Annotated in this window: 17 protein-coding genes; 9 read left to right on the top strand and 8 right to left on the bottom strand. The window is 64.1% G+C overall.

Annotation, left to right across the window (positions count from 1 at the left end):
• Positions 1-2: 2 nt before the first annotated feature.
• The 3 genes from FJ546_RS09320 to FJ546_RS09310 form a co-directional block, all read right to left on the bottom strand.
• Complete coding sequence (locus tag FJ546_RS09320; protein WP_140889057.1) at positions 3-1742, bottom strand: type I secretion system permease/ATPase; 1740 nt, start codon at positions 1740-1742, stop codon at positions 3-5.
• A gap of 35 nt (positions 1743-1777) precedes the next feature.
• A complete protein-coding gene (locus tag FJ546_RS09315) occupies positions 1778-3271 on the bottom strand; it encodes a family 16 glycosylhydrolase (RefSeq protein ID WP_140889056.1) in 1494 nt (497 codons plus the stop codon).
• Positions 3272-3524: 253 nt separating this feature from the next.
• Positions 3525-4403, bottom strand: coding sequence for a DMT family transporter (locus FJ546_RS09310; RefSeq protein WP_140889272.1), 879 nt, complete (start codon positions 4401-4403; stop codon positions 3525-3527).
• 235 nt (positions 4404-4638) lie between these two features.
• Here FJ546_RS09310 and FJ546_RS09305 point away from each other — a divergent pair, with 235 nt between their 5' ends.
• From FJ546_RS09305 to FJ546_RS31990, 3 genes are read left to right on the top strand one after another with little or no spacing between them, the layout of a single operon-like run.
• Positions 4639-5043 carry a YciI family protein gene (locus tag FJ546_RS09305; protein WP_038649000.1) on the top strand — a complete coding sequence of 135 codons (405 nt, stop codon included), beginning with the start codon at positions 4639-4641 and terminating at the stop codon, positions 5041-5043.
• Positions 5040-6281: an RNA polymerase sigma factor gene (locus FJ546_RS09300; protein ID WP_140889055.1), complete on the top strand. Its 1242-nt coding sequence runs from the start codon at positions 5040-5042 to the stop codon at positions 6279-6281. The genes FJ546_RS09305 and FJ546_RS09300 overlap by 4 nt, the downstream gene beginning before the upstream one ends.
• Before the next feature lie 8 nt (positions 6282-6289).
• Positions 6290-6760 carry an MBL fold metallo-hydrolase gene (locus FJ546_RS31990; protein ID WP_348641963.1) on the top strand — a complete coding sequence of 157 codons (471 nt, stop codon included), beginning with the start codon at positions 6290-6292 and terminating at the stop codon, positions 6758-6760.
• A gap of 58 nt (positions 6761-6818) precedes the next feature.
• On the opposite strand, the gene FJ546_RS09290 is transcribed toward FJ546_RS31990, so the two are convergent.
• Positions 6819-7424, bottom strand: coding sequence for an NADPH-dependent FMN reductase (locus tag FJ546_RS09290; protein ID WP_140889054.1), 606 nt, complete (start codon positions 7422-7424; stop codon positions 6819-6821).
• A 91-nt stretch (positions 7425-7515) separates the two neighbouring features.
• On the opposite strand from FJ546_RS09290, the gene FJ546_RS09285 reads away from it, so the two are divergent.
• Positions 7516-7884 carry a helix-turn-helix domain-containing protein gene (locus FJ546_RS09285; RefSeq protein WP_010911041.1) on the top strand — a complete coding sequence of 123 codons (369 nt, stop codon included), beginning with the start codon at positions 7516-7518 and terminating at the stop codon, positions 7882-7884.
• 208 nt (positions 7885-8092) lie between these two features.
• On the opposite strand, the gene FJ546_RS31155 is transcribed toward FJ546_RS09285, so the two are convergent.
• The 3 genes from FJ546_RS31155 to FJ546_RS09275 all read right to left on the bottom strand — a co-directional run bounded on the left by FJ546_RS31155 (position 8093) and on the right by FJ546_RS09275 (position 9820).
• Positions 8093-8257, bottom strand: a complete 165-nt coding sequence (locus FJ546_RS31155; RefSeq protein ID WP_181167877.1) for a hypothetical protein — start codon at positions 8255-8257, stop codon at positions 8093-8095.
• A gap of 122 nt (positions 8258-8379) precedes the next feature.
• Entirely contained in the window at positions 8380-8775 is a 396-nt protein-coding gene (locus FJ546_RS09280) for an acyl-CoA thioesterase (RefSeq protein ID WP_010911043.1), read from the bottom strand.
• A 103-nt stretch (positions 8776-8878) separates the two neighbouring features.
• Positions 8879-9820, bottom strand: coding sequence for a phosphoribosylaminoimidazolesuccinocarboxamide synthase (locus tag FJ546_RS09275; RefSeq protein ID WP_140889053.1), 942 nt, complete (start codon positions 9818-9820; stop codon positions 8879-8881).
• Between the two features lie 204 nt (positions 9821-10024).
• Here FJ546_RS09275 and FJ546_RS09270 point away from each other — a divergent pair, with 204 nt between their 5' ends.
• The 3 genes from FJ546_RS09270 to FJ546_RS09260 are packed head-to-tail and all read left to right on the top strand — an operon-like array spanning position 10025 to position 13766.
• Positions 10025-11641: a GMC family oxidoreductase N-terminal domain-containing protein gene (locus FJ546_RS09270; RefSeq protein ID WP_140889052.1), complete on the top strand. Its 1617-nt coding sequence runs from the start codon at positions 10025-10027 to the stop codon at positions 11639-11641.
• Positions 11638-12852: a mandelate racemase/muconate lactonizing enzyme family protein gene (locus tag FJ546_RS09265; RefSeq protein ID WP_140889051.1), complete on the top strand. Its 1215-nt coding sequence runs from the start codon at positions 11638-11640 to the stop codon at positions 12850-12852. Before FJ546_RS09270 ends, FJ546_RS09265 begins: the two co-directional genes overlap by 4 nt.
• The gene (locus tag FJ546_RS09260) at positions 12849-13766 is read left to right on the top strand and encodes an NAD(P)-dependent oxidoreductase (protein ID WP_140889050.1); all 918 of its coding nucleotides are present in this window, start codon (positions 12849-12851) and stop codon (positions 13764-13766) included. The genes FJ546_RS09265 and FJ546_RS09260 overlap by 4 nt, the downstream gene beginning before the upstream one ends.
• 93 nt (positions 13767-13859) lie before the next feature.
• Here the strand turns inward: FJ546_RS09260 and FJ546_RS09255 are convergent, their stop codons facing one another.
• Complete coding sequence (locus FJ546_RS09255) at positions 13860-14798, bottom strand: diacylglycerol kinase family protein (protein ID WP_140889049.1); 939 nt, start codon at positions 14796-14798, stop codon at positions 13860-13862.
• Positions 14799-15511: 713 nt separating this feature from the next.
• On the opposite strand from FJ546_RS09255, the gene FJ546_RS09250 reads away from it, so the two are divergent.
• Positions 15512-15946, top strand: a complete 435-nt coding sequence (locus tag FJ546_RS09250) for a hypothetical protein (RefSeq protein ID WP_095792823.1) — start codon at positions 15512-15514, stop codon at positions 15944-15946.
• Positions 15947-15952: 6 nt separating this feature from the next.
• The gene (locus FJ546_RS09245) at positions 15953-17083 is read left to right on the top strand and encodes a hypothetical protein (RefSeq protein WP_140889048.1); all 1131 of its coding nucleotides are present in this window, start codon (positions 15953-15955) and stop codon (positions 17081-17083) included.
• Positions 17084-17149: the final 66 nt, after the last annotated feature.

The raw sequence follows: 17149 nt of genomic DNA, 5'->3' as shown, positions 1-17149 counted from the left end.
ATCTAGGATCCAAAACGGATGTTATGCGTACGGATCGTCGTGGCGAATGACCCTGTCACCACCGTATTCGGCTGCGCGGGAAGGCCCTTGCCCGAATGCCGCAGCACCTCGCTGCTTGGGCCGAAGGCTTCGATCGCGCCGCCGCGCAGAAGCATCACACGGTCGCAGGACGCAGCAATCGAAGGGCGATGCGTGATCACGATCATCGTGACGCGGGCCGCCTTCGCGGCGGCGAGTACCGCCTCGAGCGCCGCTTCGCCGGTGCCGTCGAGATGTGTGCTGGGCTCGTCCAGGACGAGAATTCTGGGATTGCCGTAGAAGGCGCGTGCCAGCCCGATCCTCTGGCGTTCGCCGCCCGACAGCGTTCTGTCCGACGGACCTATCAATGTCTGGTAGCCGTCCCGCTGCGCCAGGATAAGCTCATGCGCCTCGGCCCGCCTTGCCGCCGCGATGATCGCGGCGTCATCTGCATCGGGGTCGAAGCGGGCGACGTTTTGCGCGATCGATCCTGGAAAGAGCTCGACCTCCTGCGCGAGGTAGCCGACATGCTTTCCGAGCTGGTTTTCGTCCCAGGTCCCGAGGTCGGCGCCGTCGATCCTGACCGCGCCGCCGGTCGGCCGGGCAGCACCGACAAGCAACCGCGCCAGTGTCGATTTGCCGGCGCCGCTCGGGCCGACGATGGCCAACGCTTCGCCGACGCCGATTTGGAAGTTCAGCCGCTTGAGGATGGGTTCGGTGCCGGGCTGCGCATTCGGCGCCATGAAGAAAACGTCCTGCACGGAAATCGCGCCTGCCGGATCGGGCAGGATCAGTTTGCGCGCTTCAGCCGGACGCGCCGCAAGCGCCGTCTCCAGCCGCTTCCACGCCCGCCGGGCGTCGGCGATCTGCCGCCAGGCGCCGATCAACTGGTCGAGCGGCTGCAGCGCGCGCGACGACACCAGCGAGGAGGCGAAGATCATGCCCGCCGTCATCTGTCCCTTGAGCACCAGCCATGCGCCGGCGCCCAGGATCGCCAGTTGCAGCATCATGCGCAGCGCCCGCGAGGCACCGCTGAAGACCGCATTGGCACTCGAGGAACGGTCATGCAGGGTGAGCGCTGCCGCCACGTGCCGTCCCCAGACCCGCGCGGCGTTCTCCACCATGCCCATGGCGCGCAGCGTCTCGGCATTGCGGGCAAAGGCCTGTTCCGCTTGGCCGGCCAAGGCCGAACGCTCCGCGGACAAGGCGTCGTTCCTGCCGATGGCAAGCTGGTTGGCCACGACCAGCAAAAGCAGAAGCGCCGCGCCGGCGACCGTCACCCAGAACAGCACCGGATGGATGAGATAGAGCAAGGCGAGGAAGACAGGGGCGAAAGGCAGGTCGAACAACACCGCCACGCCGCGCGACCTGATGAAGGCGCAGACCGAGGCGAGGTCGCGCAGCGGCGACAGGCCGCCGGCATGTTTTGCGCCAAGCGAAACAGCGAATGTGCTGGCGCCCAGTTTCTGGTCGAGGGTCGCCGCAACGCGCTGCGTGTACACGGCGCGGATCGCGTCAAGAAGCCCGAGGAAAGCGAGCGTGAGAACCGCGATGGCCGAAAGATAGACAAGCGTCTCGACGCTGGAGGACGGCAGCACGCGGTCATAGACCTGCAGCAGGTAGAGCGGAATTACCAGCAGCAGGACGTTGATCAACAGCGAGAAGACGCCGACATCGGCGATGGCGCGCATGAAGACCGGACGCAGGCCAGACGGTCCAGTCATTTCCACATTCCCCGACGCTGCATGTTCCCGAGACCTTACGCGTGGCCCCCGAACTCGGAACCGCCGTGCAGCGTGCTGTTGCCGTGCGTTGCGACACTGTGCGTGCCGATGCTGCTGCTGGTAATGTTCAGGGCGTTTGCCGGCGCACTGTCCAGCGTATAGGCGCGGACGTAGTCGATCTTCATCTCGGCCGGCGTGGCCAGATGATCCGGAGGGGTGCCGGCCAAGCCGCCGACCGCGAGATCGACCAGCATGTACATGGGCTTGTTCATGTCGGACGGCGTCGCCGTTTCCGCGACCTGCACGCCGTCATAGGTCCAGACGAGCTTGTCCGGCGTCCAGAGCAGGCCATAGGTGTGGAAGCCGTCGGGGTTCGAGGCACTCACTATCGACGTGACCTTGGTGTGCGTCCCCGTTTCATTCGAGTGCGCCGTCATGATCAATGAGTTCGGGGCCTGGCCGATCGTCTCCACGACATCGAGTTCCGGCGGCCACGAACCGTCTTCCGGAAGCAGCCAGAAGGCCGGCCAGGCGCCGGCGTGCTCCGGCAGGTCGGCCCGTATTTCGAAATAGCCATAGGTCTGCGAGAAGGAATCGTGGGTCGTCAGGATGCCTGAGGTGTATTCGTAATTGTTGATCAGCGGCTTGATGTCCGCCGGCGCCTGCGCCGCGGTGATGGTGAGCACGCCGTTGTTCACGCTGAACGGATGGACGGAACTCGTCGGTGCGTAATTGGCGTCGATATACCATTGCAGCTCGTTGTTGCTACTCAAGGTGCTGCCGTTCGGCGCTCCCCACCAGAAGTTGGAATCCCACGTGCCCCCCTGGCTGTTGTGAAGGTTCAGCGTGTTGAAATCGTCGCTGAAGGAAAGCTGCATCCCGGATTTGTCGATCGGCAATTCGAACTGGCTGGGCTGCAGCTTGTCGATGGTCGTGTCCTTGAACTCGAGGATCTCGCCGGACCCGAGGTTCAACAGCACGTTTGATCCCGCCTGGATCATGTTTGAGTGGATGGCGTCGAACGACATGAACCCATAGCCATTAAGGCGGACCGTGTCGGTGGCGGCAAAATTCGCTATCAGGTCGCTTCCGTTGCCTTTCGAGACGATGAAAGTGTCGTAACCGCCGCCGCCATCGATCAGCACATCGTTTCCCGGGCCGCCGTCCAGAGTCTGGTGCCCGGCCTTGGCGGTGATGATGTTGTCCAACCCATTTCCGAAAGCATAGTTGTTGGCGTTTGTGACGACGAGATTCTCGACGTTGTCGGGGAGCTTGTAGCTCATCCATGTGCTGATCGTGTCGATGCCTGCCCCAGCGGCCTCCGCCACCCTGTTGCCCGCCGCATAGAGGTAATAGATGTCATCGCCCGTGCCTCCGTGCATGGTGACGTTGACACCGGATGCTCCGTAGAATGAGTCGTTTCCGGAGCTGCCGTACAAGTCCGGCCCGGACCCTGCCGCCGAGTACCAATGGCTGGAAGCGCCGCTGTAGGGAAGAGGAACGCCTAAGGCGTTGACGAAGAAGCTCATCGGACAAATCCTCCTCGTGATGCCTGGCCTGCTCGGATCGTTCGATTCCAGGCGGCCGCATCCGGACCAACGTTGCCATGCACGATAACGTTCCAGGAACTTGCCACATAGTTCACCATTACATCGACCGTTGAGTGACGTTTTCCGGAACTGGAAGCACAACAACCCGACGAATGGTCTATAGACCGTAATTCGGCCGACGAAATATTTAATAAAATTCTACAATAGGCGCAGATCTACTTGCGCGCTTCCCTCAAACCGCGACTTCGATCGGCTCGGCAAGTCTGGGGTTGGAGCGCGCGGCGATCAGGCAGCTGGCCACGATGAGGCCGGCTCCCGCCAGCGTCGTCCAGGTCACCGCCTCGTCGAAGAAGAACCAGCCGAGCGCGATCGCCCAGATGAAGGCCGAATATTCGGTCGGGATCAGATATTGCGCTTCGGCCCGCGCATAGGCCCAGCTCATCAGGAACTGGCCGGCGAGCGACAGGGCCGTCACCCCGGCAAGCGGAAGCCAAAGATTGCCGGGCAAGGCAATAGCGAGCCACGGCGCGGCAAGACCAAGCATGACCGCGACACAAAGGTTCTGGAAAAGCATGATCTCGATTGGCTTGGCCAGCATCGCCTGTCGCCGCGCGAGGATCAGATTGTAGGCATAGAACACCGTCGAGACCAGCACCGCAGCCGTGCCGAACAGCGCATCGCCGGCATAGGTCTTCTGCCCGAACTGGCCCGCCACGATGACTGCGACGCCCGCAATGCCGGCGAGCGAGGCCCAGATCGCCTTGCGCTGTATCCTTTCGCCCAAAAGCAGCGCGGCCAGCAGGAGCGCGAACAGCGGCGCCACGAAACTGAGCCCGATCGCCTCCGCCAGCGGCAGCCTTGCAAGCCCCCAGAAGAATGACAGCAGGACAATGCCGACAACCACCGCGCGCAGCGCATGCAGCCTCAGCACCGAGGCAACTGGAAGCGAGCGCGGCCCCGCCAGCCAGCCCGCGCCCGCGACCAATGTCGCCAGCATGCTGCGCCACAGCACCGTGTTGTAGACCCCGACCGCGATGACTAGCACCTTCATCGCCGCATCCATGCCGGACAGAAGGAAGATACCGAATGCGCAGACGAGCACCGGGATCATGGGGGAAACGGGGCCGGCCAGGCTGGATGATTTCACGCGGGCTCACTCGAGGCGATGGATGCAAGGCTGACATATCAGGGCAAAAGGACAGGGCCAGATGGCAGCCTCGCCCATGTGGCGGTCCAACGCTGTCGGTCCGGGGGTAATCGCGATTCGAACTTTTTTTGCGGCACCTGTCGATTCCGCCACCCGTTGTTCGTCGTATCATCGAACCAACCCAACCAAGGAGAAGACCATGCGGTTCATGATGCTGATGATCCCCGGCGGCTACGCTGAGGCGGCGCCCGACGTCAGGCCCGACGCCAAGGGGGTGGAGGGAATGATGAAATACAATGAGGAGCTCAAGAAGGCCGGCGTGTTGCTGGCGCTCGATGGGCTGCATCCGCCGTCATCGGGCGCGCGGGTCAGCTTCAAGGGCGGCAAGCCCGTCGTCACCGACGGGCCGTTCGCGGAGGTCAAGGAAGTGCTGGGCGGCTATTGGGTCATCGACGTACGCTCGCGTGAAGAAGCCATCGAATGGGCCCGCCGCTGCCCCGCCGGGGAGAATGAGGTGATCGAGGTTCGACGCGTCTTTGAGATGAGCGATTTCCCCGAGGACGTCCAGAAGGTGGTGGAAGGCTTCAGCGAGCTGAAGGGTTGACGGCCACAGCCACCATCGAAGCGGTCTGGCGCATCGAGCAGCCGAAGCTCACCGCCAGGCTCGTCCGCTATCTCAGGGATGTCGGGCTGGCCGAAGAGGTCGCCGGCGATGCCTTCCTGCTGGCGCTGGAGCGCTGGCCGCGGGAGGGCATCCCGCGCAACCCGGCCGCCTGGCTGACCGAGGTCGCCAGGAACCGGGCGCTCGACCGGCTGCGCCGCACCACCATGATCGACGGCAAGCACCGCGAACTCGCCATCGACCTCGCCGAGCTGGAGCGCGAGATGCCCGACATCGAGGCCGCGCTCGACGAGGATATCGACGATGACCTTTTGCGGCTGATCTTCACCGCTTGCCATCCCGTCTTGCCTGCCGAACAGCGCGCGGCACTGGCGCTACGGCTGCTGGGCGGGCTGTCGACGCTTGAGATCGCCCGCGCCTTCCTGGTGTCCGAGGCCACCGCCGCCCAGCGCATCGTGCGCGCCAAGCGGGCGCTTCGCGATGCCGCCATCGCGTTCGAGACGCCGCGCGGGCAAGAGCGGCGCGAACGCCTCGCCGCCGTGCTGGAGGTGGTCTATCTCATCTTCAACGAAGGCTATGTGGCGACCGCTGGATCGGACTGGCTGCGCGCCGATCTCTGTGGCGAGGCGCTGCGCCTTGGCCGTTCCCTGGCGGCGCTGATGCCTGATGAGCCCGAGGTGCAGGGGCTGGTGTCGCTGATGGAACTCAACGCCTCGCGCTTCCCTGCCCGCACCAGCCGGGCGGGCGAGCCGATCCTGCTGCTCGACCAGGACCGCACGCGCTGGAACTGGTCGCTCATACGGCGCGGCCTCGACGGCCTGAACCGGGCGATGACCCTAACATCGACACCAGGCCCCTATCTCTTGCAGGCGATGATCGCCGCCTGCCATAGCCGCGCGGCAACCGCCGCCGACACCGACTGGATCGCGATCTCGGCCTATTATCAGGTCCTTGCCCTGGCGGCCCCCTCGCCCATCGTCGAAATCAACCGGGCAGTGGCCGTCGGCATGGCGTTCGGACCGGCGCAGGGCCTCGCCATCGTCGAGACCTTGAAGGACGAGCCGCGCCTGAAGGGCTCGCATCTCCTGCCCACGGTGCGCGGCGATCTCCTGGAGAAACTGGGACATCAGGCAGAAGCCCGCGCCGCGTTCCGCCAGGCCGCAGAATTGACCGGCAATGACAGAGAGCGCGCGCTGCTGCTTGCCCGCGCGGGTGACTAGGCCACCGCATGCCTGGGCACCCACCGCCAGCCGGACTTGCCGATGGCCGGGACGCTTTTCCGCGCCTGGCGCGCTTGCTCGTTCCCAGGCAGGAACTCGACCTCTTCCGCTCGGAAACGCGGCTTGAGCGATTTCACGACATGGCGGAACCATTCGAGGCCGGAGACCGTCTCGGAACACATGTCGACATTGTCGGTGCTCATGGCCATGAAGTGGGTCACAGCTGCTTTCGCGGCTCGAGCGGCGGCGAAGGCATTTTGATCTGGGGCGATACCGTTCACGTCCCATCGCTGCAGTTCGATCGGCCCGAGGTGACGTGGGAGTACGACACGGATCAGGACCAGGCGCGCGCGAGCCGGTTGCGGCTGCTGGCGCTTGCGGCCGACGATCATTACCTCGTTGCCGGCGCGCATCTGGACTCGCCCGGCATTGGCCGCGTCGTCCGCTCTGGCGGCAGCTTTCGATTGGAGCCGCTCTGATTGAAAGGGCGGCGCAAGCGCCGCCCCATATCCCTTGGGAGGATAATTCGACCGGCGGTCAGGCCGCCTTGATTTCCTCGTCGACCACGTCGGCATCGCGCGCCTTCTTCAGCGCCTTTGCCCACCAGGCGACGTCGTTGACCAGCGCGGTGGCCGCCTGGTTCAGATGCTCGAGGTCTTCGAGTTTCTTCTCGCCCTGGCGCACGGCGAGGAAGTCGCCCCAGGCGATATGAACGGCCGACTTGACTGGCGCCATCTGCAGTTCGACGGCATGGAGACGGAGCTGCTCGACGGCGCGGGCGCCGCCGACGCTGCCGTAGCCGACGAAGCCGGCCGGCTTCTTGTTCCATTCGTTGGCGGCGTAGTCGATGGCGTTCTTGAGCACGGCCGTCGGGCCGTGATTGTATTCGGCGGCGGTGAAGATGAAGCCGTCAAAGTCGGCGACCTTCTTCTGCCAGCGCTGCGCCACTTCGTTGGTCGACGGCACCCAGGCGGAAGAGGCGACTTCGTCGAAGAAAGGCAGCGGGAAGTCTCTGAGGTCGACGACCTCGACATCGATATCGGCATGCGACTTGGCGATCTTGGCGATCCATTGGGTGGGCACATCGGCGAAGCGCGCGGCGCGCGTCGAACCGACGATGATGGCGATTTTCGGCTTTGACATGGGGGCTCTCCATTCCAGTAATAAGCTGGTATCATTTAGATACCGGCGCTATATGAGATACTGTCAACTGCCGACGCAAGGAGGCACCGTTTTGTTACTGAGGCACCCACATAACACCGAAGACTGCCGCGCGATTTCGGAAATCCTGCAGCGCGTCGGCGACAAATGGACCGTGCTCGTGGTCGGCAAGCTTGGCCACGGACCGCTGCGTTTCAACGAGCTGCGTGCCGCTGTTGGCGGCATCTCGCAGAAGATGCTGACCACCACCTTGCGCGGGCTGGAGCGCGACGGCTTCGTCACCCGCACCGTGTTTCCGACCATTCCGCCACGCGTCGACTACGAACTGACCGAACTCGGCCACGAGCTGTTGATCCCGGTCAGCGCGCTTGGCGAATGGGCGCGCAGGAACACGCAGCGTGTGCGGGAGGCACGCGAAAAATTCGACGGCATGCATGGCTGAAACCCTTGCACGGCAAGGGATCCGGAGCCTTCGCGTTAAGTGAAATTGCCTAGACGGCAGGGAAGTCGTGGTTCTCTAGACGCGGGCTCGCAACTTTGTCCTATGGCGCCGGTGGCAGACCGGCACACACGCTACTTCGACGACGACGATCGCGGACCAAAGGCAACCATTCAGCATCTTGACGCCAGGCCATCGCAGGGCGCCGTGCTCAGGGCACGCATGTCGCGGCAGGCTTGCGGTCACCCTTGTCGCCATGCGTGCAGGCGATGGGCCGAAGGTCGTTTTTGACTTCGGCATAGGCGGTTACGCCGAGCAGGCAGACCAAGGCGACAAGCGCTGCCACGAGCCAGCTGTTCAGTATGTGTTGACGCATTGTCTCTCCCCCAACGCCGGCACAGTCGGGCGTCAAGGCAACCATTGGATGTCGGCAAACGCATCGCCGGAACGGGCGATGTTACAACCTGCGCTGGGAAAACGGGCGCGAGAATGGGCTGGTCAACCCTCGGCCGGAACGGCCTTCGGCTTGCCCTCGCCGTCCAGCGCCACCATGACGAAATCGGCGTGGGTGACCTTTTCCATCAAATCGGAGAGATAGCGCTGCGCCCACGCTTCGACCTTGAGCGTCATCGAGGTGCGGCCGACGCGTTCGACATGGGTGTAGATGCACAGCGTGTCGCCGATCTTCATCGGCTTGGCGAAGGACATCTCCTTGACCGCCGCCGTCACCACGCGGCCCCTGGCGCGCTCGGCGGCGCGGATGCCGCAGGCAAGGTCCATCTGCGCCATCACCCAGCCGCCAAAGATGTCGCCGGCCGCATTGGCGTCCGAAGGCATGGCCAGCGTGCGCAAAGTGAGGTCTCCAATCGGCCGGCCGTCCGCGTAATGCACCATGCGAGAAATCCCCGAGGTCGATGGCTTGAGATCGACTGCCCTCGATCCCGTAGCGTCATGGCGCGGACGCGTCAACGCGCCCAGGGCAAGCTTCGCCAGACTGCTAGAAGAAGCGCGCCAGGTTCGAACGGATGCGATCGAGAACGGTATCCCCGGAAAGGTCGGGAACGAATGCCTTGCCCGTGATCGCCTCATAGGCCTGGGCATAGATGCGCGAGGCCTGTTCGACGATCTCGTCGGGAATCCGGGGGATCGGGTCCTTGTAGGGATCGCAGCGCGTCGCCACCCACGAGCGGATGAAATCCTTGTCGAAGCTGTCCGGCCGTGTGCCGCTTGCCAGGGCCTGTTCGTAGCTACTGGCGATCCAGTACCGGCTGCTGTCGGGCGTATGGATTTCGTCGGCCAGGATGATCGTGCCGTTCTTGTCGGTGCCGAATTCGTATTTGGTGTCGGCAAGGATCAGGCCGCGCTCGGCGGCGCGCGCCTGGCCGCGGGCGAACAGCTTCAAGGCGTAATCCGAGACGGTGTCCCATTGTGCCCGCGTGAGCAGGCCCTGTCCGAGGATCTCCGCCCTCGACAGCGGCTCGTCATGGCCGCCATCCGCCGCCTTGCTCGTCGGCGTAATCACAGGCTCGGCCAACTTCTCATTGTCGCGCAGGCCGTCCGGCAGGCGCATCCCGTACATCTCCCGTTCGCCGCGACGATAACGGGTCAGGATCGAGGTGCTGGTGGTGCCGGCGAGATAGCCGCGCACGACGATCTCGACCGGCAGGATGTCGAGCCTTGTGCCGACAACGACATTGGGGTCGGGATATTCGAGAACATGGTTCGGGCAGATATCGGCGGTTTCCTCGAACCAGTAGCGCGCCGTCTGGGTGAGGACTTCGCCCTTGAACGGGATCGAGGTCAGGATGATGTCGAAGGCGCTGAGACGGTCGGTGGCGATGATGATGCGTCGTCCGTCCGCCAGATCGTAGTTTTCGCGAACCTTGCCCTTGTAGTAACCCGGCAGCTCGGGAATGAACGCATCCGACAGGGTCCGCATATGATGTCCTGCCTTCCGCAGATTTGGCTGATGCCCTCGCATAAGCTGTCGACCCCATGCTTATCAAGCGCGATTGTCGGTATTCCCCGCAACTCGACCTGACATCGCGGTCGCATTTTTCACAACGCATGCCGGAAGGCCCGGCGACGCGGCGAACCCCTCGCGTCTAGGCTGCGGCCAGATTTCCGGAGCCGCCCACCAATCATGCAGACTTTTGACTTCATCATCGTCGGCTCCGGCTCGGCCGGATCGGTGCTCGCCGACAGACTGTCCGCCTCGGGCCGCTTCTCGGTTCTGGTTCTGGAGGCCGGCGGCACGGACCGGCGCTTCTACGTGCAGATGCCGCTCGGCTACGGCAAGACCTTCTTCGATCCCGCGGTCAACTGGAACTACAAGACCGAAGCCGACCCCGGCCTCGGCGGCAATGTCGACCACTGGCCGCGCGGCAAGCTGCTCGGCGGCTCGAGCTCGATCAACGCCATGGTGTGGATCCGGGGCGCGCACGAGGATTTCGACGACTGGCGCGCCGCCGGCAATCCCGGCTGGGCTTATGACGAGCTGTTGCCGATCTTCAAGGCGCTCGAGGACAATGAGGCCGGCGCCGACAGATGGCGCGGCACCGGTGGTCCCCTGCACATCAGCGACACGGCCAACGCCGTCCACCCGCTGACAAAACGCTATCTCGCCGCCGGCCAGCAGGCCGGCCTGCCGCTCAATCCCGATTTCAACGGTGCTGCCCAGGAAGGCGTCGGCACCTATCAGATCTCGACCAGGAACGGCCGCCGCATGTCCGCGGCGCGCGCCTTCCTGCGCCCGGCGATGAAGCGCTCCAATGTCCGCGTCGAGACCAACGCTCTGGCCAGCCGCATCCTGTTCGAAGGCAAGCGCGCCATCGGCATCGAATATCTGCAGAACGGTCAGACGAAGACGGCCCGCGCCGGCCGCGAAGTGATCTTGTCCGCCGGTTCGATCAACTCGCCGCAGCTGCTGCAATTGTCCGGCGTCGGCCCCTCGGCACTTCTGAGAGGGCTGGGCATCCCGGTCCTCCACGCCAACGAGAATGTCGGCGCCAATCTGCAGGATCATGTCGGCATCAACTACACGTTCAAGGGCAAGGTGCCGACGCTCAACCAGATCCTGCGTCCCTGGTGGGGCAAGCTGCTGGTCGGCATGCAGTACATACTGACGCGCTCAGGACCGCTGTCGCTGTCGATGAACCATGGCGGCGGCTTCTTCCGCACCGACCCGGCGTTTTCGCGCCCCAACATGCAGCTCTATTTCCAGGCCTTCTCGACCGTCATCCCGAAGAGCGGCGAGCGGCCGATCCTGACGCCGGATCCCTGGCCGGGTTTCTCCATCGGCCTGTCCAACTGCCGCCCGTCGAGCCGGGGCGAGATCATGATCCGCTCCAGCAATCCGCTGGACCATCCAAAGATCACCGCCAATGCCTATTCGACCAACGCCGATGTCGAGGAGATGCTGGCGGCGGTGAAGTTCGTGCGCAAGATCGCCTCGATGCCGGCCATGGCCGAAATCATCCAGGAGGAAGTCCTGCCCGGCCCGTCGATCCAGTCCGACGCCGACCTGATCACCGATTTCAGGAAACGCTCCGGCACCGTCTATCACCCGGTCTCGACCTGCCGCATGGGCCCCGATCCCTCGCGCGCCGTCGTCGATCCGCGCCTCAAGGTGCACGGCCTTGAAGGCTTGCGCGTCATCGACGCCTCGATCTTCCCCGACAACATCACCGGCAACACCAACGCCGCCTCGGTCATGACCGGGTGGAAGGGCGCCGAACTGGTTCTGGAGGACCAAAAATGAAGATCACCGACGTCAAGACCTGGGTTGTCGGCAACCCGCCGCCCGGCATCGGCGGCAAGTATTTCATCTTCGTCAAGCTCACCACCGATGGCGGCGTGGTCGGTTATGGCGAAGCCTACAACGCCACCTTCTCGGCCCATGTCACGGCGAAAATGGTCGAGGACATGGCCGAGCGCTATCTCGTCGGCCGCGATCCGCACGACATCGAGAACTTCTTCCGCCGCGCCTATTCCTCCGGCTTCACCCAGCGCCCCGATGTGTCGGGCATGGGCTGCTTCTCGGCGCTCGAAATGGCCTGCTGGGACATTGTCGGCAAGGAGGCGAACAAGCCGGTCTACAAACTGCTCGGCGGCCAGGTGCACGAGACGCTGCGCTCCTACACCTACCTCTATCCGCACACCGGCAGCGTCCATTCGGAGGACGCGCCGGACGGCAGGAACGTCTACAACGACCCCGAAATGGCGGCGGCCTGCGCGCTCGAATATGTCGAGCAGGGTTTCAATGCCGTCAAGCTCGACCCGGCCGGCCCCTATACCGCCTTCGACGGCCATCAGCCGCGCCTCATCGACATCGACGTCTCCACCCGCATGATCAAGGCAATCCGCGAGGCGGTGGGCAACCGCGCCGACATCCTCTTCGGCACGCACGGCCAGTTCACCGCGTCAGGGGCGCTGCGCATGGCGCGCGCCATCGAGCCCTACGATCCCCTGTGGTTCGAGGAGCCGGTGCCGCCCGACATGCCCGAAGTGATGGCGCAGGTCGCCCGGGGCACCTCGATCCCGATCGCCACCGGCGAGCGGCTGACGACCAAGTTCGAATTCGCCCGCGTCATCGAAAACCGCGCCGCGACCATATTGCAGCCGGATCTCGGCCGCTCCGGCGGCATCCTCGAAACCAAGAAGATCGCTGCAATGGCCGAGGCTTACCACATCCAGATCGCGCCACACTGCTATTGCGGACCGATCGTCGGCGCCGCCAACATCCAGGTGGCGGTCACGTTGCCCAACTTCCTCATCCTGGAATCGCTGAAGCAGTGGGACGGCTTCCACGCCACGCTGCTGAAGAAGAAGATCGAGTGGCAGGACGGCAACGTCATCCCCTCGAAGGAACCGGGGCTGGGCGTCGAGCTCAACGAAGCGGTGTGCGATGCGCATCCCTACACCGGCAAGGATCTGCATCTGCAGATGATGCAGACCCCGTTGATGCCGTGAGCGAGAGTTACGCTTTCATCGGCCTCGGTCATCTCGGCGGCAACCTTGCCGCCAGCCTGATCCGCAACGGCTTTGCCGTCACCGTCTTCGACCGCGACCCGGCTGCCGTCGAGCGTCTGGTGGCGCTCGGCGCCACCACTGCCGACAGCCCTGCAGAGGCGGCGGCGCGGGCCGGCAATGCCATAACCTGCCTGCCCTCGCCGAAGATCAGCGAAGCGGTGCTTGCCGGTCCCCGCGGCTTGCTCGAAGGCATGGCCCCTGGCGGCACCTGGATCGAGATGTCGACCAATGGCCGCGACGAGATCGTGCGCCTTGCCGCCCTCGCCTCGGCCAAGGGTGTCGAGACGCTGGAGTGCCCGGTCACCGGCGGCGTGCATCTGGCGGCGGCCGGCAAAATCACGGCGCTGGTCGGCGGCTATGCCGCGCTCTACGAACGCCATCGCGCGGCCATCGAAGCGATGTGCGCGCGTTCCTTCCTGATGGGACCGATCGGTTCGGCGGCGGTGATCAAGGTGATCACCAACATGCTGGCCTTCATCCACCTCGTCGCCGCCGGCGAGGCGTTGATGCTGGCCAAGCAGGGTGGCCTCGACCTCGCCCAATCCTACCACGCCATCGTTGCCTCCTCCGGCAACAGCTTCGTCCACGAGACCGAAAGTCAGTTGGTGCTCAACGGCTCCTACGACATCGGCTTCACCATGGACCTGGCGCTGAAGGACCTCGGCTTTGCGTTGGGCATGGGCAAGGATTTCGGCGTGCCGCTGGAGCTGGCATCCCGTGTCAATGCGATTTTCGAACAGGGCAAGGCGGCCTATGGCGGCGGCGCCTGGTCGACCCGGATCGTCAAATTGCTCGAGGATGCCGTCGGTACAGACCTGCGCGCGCCTGGTTTTCCAGCCAGACTGGGAATCTGACCGGAGACCGGAAAACCCAGCAATTTCATCTGCTTGAATCGATAGCCGGATTCAGTTTCGAAAAGACCTGAATCAATCTGGCAACGCCTTGATTCAATATCTGAGCGTCAGCGCGCCAGGCAGGATCTCGAAGGTCGCCGGTATGCGTCCGGGCGACTCGCCGTCTATGTCGACCAGCGCGCCGTTCTTTTCCACGTCGTCGAGCGGTTCGACAACCACTTTCTTGCCGCGCAGGATGGTGATCGCCGGATGATTGCGGTGCCGGCCGCCATAGAGCAGGCGGATGTCCCAGATCAGCTTCAGCTTGCCAGACGCGCGCAGGATGACGATGTCGAATTGCCCGTCGGTCAGCTCGGCGTCCGGCGCGATCATCATGCCGCCGCCGAAGAATTTGCCGTTGGCCACCGCCACCAGCGCCATGCGCGCCTCGACCGGCGCGCCGTCGTCGACGATGATCCGCACACGCTGGAAGCGGTAGCGGATGAACTCGACCACGGTGCGCCACAGGAACAGCGCCTTGGCCGACATCTTGCCCTTGCGCTTGTCGGCATTGACGGCGCGGTCGGTGGCGCCTGACAGGCCGAGGCTGGCGATGTTGATGAAATGGCGGCTGGCCAGCGCGCCATGGTCGTCGATGTAGCAGATGCGGCCGGCATCGATCTTGCGGCCCTCTGCCCCGGCGATCCGCTTCAAGGCCGCGTCCACCGCCTTCGGCAGGCCAAGCCCGCGCGCGAAATCGATGCCGGTGCCGCATGGCAGCAGGCCAAGCTCGGTCGTCTTGCCACTCTCCTCGAATGCCTGCAGCAGCCCATCGGCCACTTCGCTGGCGGTGCCGTCGCCGCCGGCGGCGATAACCAGGTCGAAGCCGGTGGCGGCGAGGTCGATGGCCAACCGTTCGGCGTCGCCCTCGGCCTGCGTCTCGCGCAGCTCGAAATCGCCGAAGTGCTTTTTCAGCGAGGCGGAGACTTCAGGCCAATGCCGTTTCAGGCGGCCGCCACCGGCTATCGGATTGAGGACCACCCCGACTTTCAATACGCACCCTCCCCGGCGCCGGACATCCATGCCCGATCGTTTGCCGGCATTGAAGCCCGCGCCCGCCGGCGGAGCAAGGGGCGCTGTCGATTGCGACGTCGAAAAGAGGGGCAGGCTGTCTAAGGCAGTGGGCACCGAAGTTCCCGAGCTGTCGCCAAACGGTCCCCGATAATCCCGCTATCCACAGGCCCAGGGCCATTCCCCGGGACACTTACCCGGCGTACGTTAAACCCATCTCAGGCGGCTACCGATCGCCAAGCCGAAAGGCGGAAGTGAAAGGCGGATTTCCTGAGGCCCGTACGGCCCGGAGCGAGAGCAGGCTTGCCTGTTTCGAGGGACGGTAGCCGAGATCTACGGGGCCGCGGAAAGCGTGCCAACGCCGACGGCGGACCGATGCTGCCATGAAGGACGGCAAAAACCTTCGATGGCACGCAGGGCAAAGCCCGCAAGGGCCAAGACCAGCGTGGTCTGGAACGGACGCTGCCTTCGGGTGGTGGCTGGCAGGACCGTCAAAATCAAGGCCGGCATGGCGCGACGACTTTACGGAAGTTGCTGCCGCGACCGTGTCCTGATCTGACAGGGAGGCGCTGGGAGAAATCCCAGCGCCGACTGTCGTTTTTCCATTCCGCACAATTTTTACGGTGTTTCCGCCCGGGGCTGCAACCGGCTGCAAAATCAGCTAACGTTCGACGTCAATTGAAGGGGGATACTTCATGACGCTGATCCAGAAGCTGGCCGTTGCCTATGCTTTCCTGTTCTTCGCCGTCGTCGCCATCGGCTACATACCGGCGTTCAACGATGCCAACGGCAATCTGTTCGGCCTGTTCTCATTGCAATGGTACGACGACCTGCTGCACGCCTTCTCCGGCGTCTGGGCGCTGGCCGCCGCCTTCATCTCGCACCGCCAGGCGGTGTTTTATTTCAAGCTGTTCGGCTCGGTCTATCTGTTCGACGGCGTGCTCGGGCTGATCACCGGCTCCGGCTGCCTCGATGCCGGCATCTTCATCAACGGTTTCCGCTCCCTCAACGACATCGAGTTCCCCGCCCGCTTCTTCGCCAACCTGCCGCACATCGTCATTGGCGGCTTCGCCGTCTATGTCGGCTTCTGGCTGTCGAAGCGCATACACGACCACTTCGCCACGGCCTGACCGGCCATGTTGCTGTTCCGCTGGCTGAAGCGCATCATCAAGACGATCCTCTGGCTGATCGTCATCATCATCCTCATCCCCGTCGTCGGGCTGAGCTATGGCTTCCTCACCACCCCGACGCTCGACAAGACGCCGTTGCCAGGCATTGCCGATGGCGCGCCACCCAAGGCGCTGGCCGACAAGGTCCGCGCCGAAATTCCCGGCTACCAGCGGCCGGAGGAATCGACTTTCCTCACCTACCCCGAATGGGCGATCGTCTACGCCGCGCGCGAATATGCCGGCTTCGTCGCCAAGGACCAGCCGAGCGGCTTTCCCTACTGGTCCTATGTCGGCCGCTTCTGGCAGGATTACGCGACGATGATCCGCGCCAGTTCCCCATACAAGTTCAACTACGCCAACCACCAGATGCTGGTCATCATCGGTACCAGCCACTCGATCGAGCACATACTGCAATGGGCCTATGAGAACACGGTCGGCCGCGTCACCGAGGCGACATCGGCCAAGCGCACCGCCGCCGACATCTACCAGGCCAAGGTGGCGGCGGACTACGCCGCCTTCCTCGACCAGGTGCCGTGGTACCAGTTCGCCTATGCCGAAAAGCGCGCCGGCCTGTTTGCCGTGCAGCCGGCGCCAGGCGACGGCTCCGTCCGCACCAGCGAACGCAAGCTCGCCTTCGGCCTCGCCGACACCATCAAGCAGGGCTATGCCGACCTGATCAAAAAGGCACTTGCCGCGACCTCCGACCCGGCCTTCCTCGATGTCCATGTCTGGGCCAAGGGCCCGGTCGGCGAAGCCACCCGCAACGAGCCGGACACATTGCTGGAGCGCGATTACGGCGCCGACGGCACCGTCTTCGTCACCAGGCGCTATCAGGTCTTCACCGACATGATCCCGCGGCTGATCGACAAGGGCGTCTCCTTCGTCGAGATCGGCGGCAATGACGAGATCATGGTCACCATGCTGTCGACCGACTCGATCGCTATTCCCGAAGGCATGCGCATCCTGTTCAGCTATCCGCTGCCGGCCGATCCTTCGACGCGCCGCACCGGCATGGTCGTGGCCGTGCGCAAGCTGCATCTGGTGCTGCCGTCGCTGATGAAAGCAGGCGCCAAGCTCGAACACGTCTACGATTATTGAGGCCTTTCGGCCACGCCCGGCAAGGATCAGACCGCCGCCATGCTCATTTCACAATCGTGGCCAAAT

It is taken from the genome of Mesorhizobium sp. B2-4-19, assembly GCF_006441315.1.
Taxonomy (GTDB): domain Bacteria; phylum Pseudomonadota; class Alphaproteobacteria; order Rhizobiales; family Rhizobiaceae; genus Mesorhizobium.
The sequence above is the reverse complement of the archived record's forward strand: the minus strand, read 5'-3'. Positions and strand labels throughout refer to the sequence as shown.

Coding starts and splice junctions, on each gene's coding strand:
- FJ546_RS09320 (WP_140889057.1), bottom strand. CDS start 1,742: ATGACTGGACCGTCTGGCCTGCGTCCGGTCTTCATGCGCGCCATCGCC.
- FJ546_RS09315 (WP_140889056.1), bottom strand. CDS start 3,271: ATGAGCTTCTTCGTCAACGCCTTAGGCGTTCCTCTTCCCTACAGCGGC.
- FJ546_RS09310 (WP_140889272.1), bottom strand. CDS start 4,403: ATGATCCCGGTGCTCGTCTGCGCATTCGGTATCTTCCTTCTGTCCGGC.
- FJ546_RS09305 (WP_038649000.1), top strand. CDS start 4,639: ATGCGGTTCATGATGCTGATGATCCCCGGCGGCTACGCTGAGGCGGCG.
- FJ546_RS31990 (WP_348641963.1), top strand. CDS start 6,290: ATGCCTGGGCACCCACCGCCAGCCGGACTTGCCGATGGCCGGGACGCT.
- FJ546_RS09290 (WP_140889054.1), bottom strand. CDS start 7,424: ATGTCAAAGCCGAAAATCGCCATCATCGTCGGTTCGACGCGCGCCGCG.
- FJ546_RS31155 (WP_181167877.1), bottom strand. CDS start 8,257: ATGCGTCAACACATACTGAACAGCTGGCTCGTGGCAGCGCTTGTCGCC.
- FJ546_RS09280 (WP_010911043.1), bottom strand. CDS start 8,775: ATGGTGCATTACGCGGACGGCCGGCCGATTGGAGACCTCACTTTGCGC.
- FJ546_RS09275 (WP_140889053.1), bottom strand. CDS start 9,820: ATGCGGACCCTGTCGGATGCGTTCATTCCCGAGCTGCCGGGTTACTAC.
- FJ546_RS09270 (WP_140889052.1), top strand. CDS start 10,025: ATGCAGACTTTTGACTTCATCATCGTCGGCTCCGGCTCGGCCGGATCG.
- FJ546_RS09265 (WP_140889051.1), top strand. CDS start 11,638: ATGAAGATCACCGACGTCAAGACCTGGGTTGTCGGCAACCCGCCGCCC.
- FJ546_RS09250 (WP_095792823.1), top strand. CDS start 15,512: ATGACGCTGATCCAGAAGCTGGCCGTTGCCTATGCTTTCCTGTTCTTC.
- FJ546_RS09245 (WP_140889048.1), top strand. CDS start 15,953: ATGTTGCTGTTCCGCTGGCTGAAGCGCATCATCAAGACGATCCTCTGG.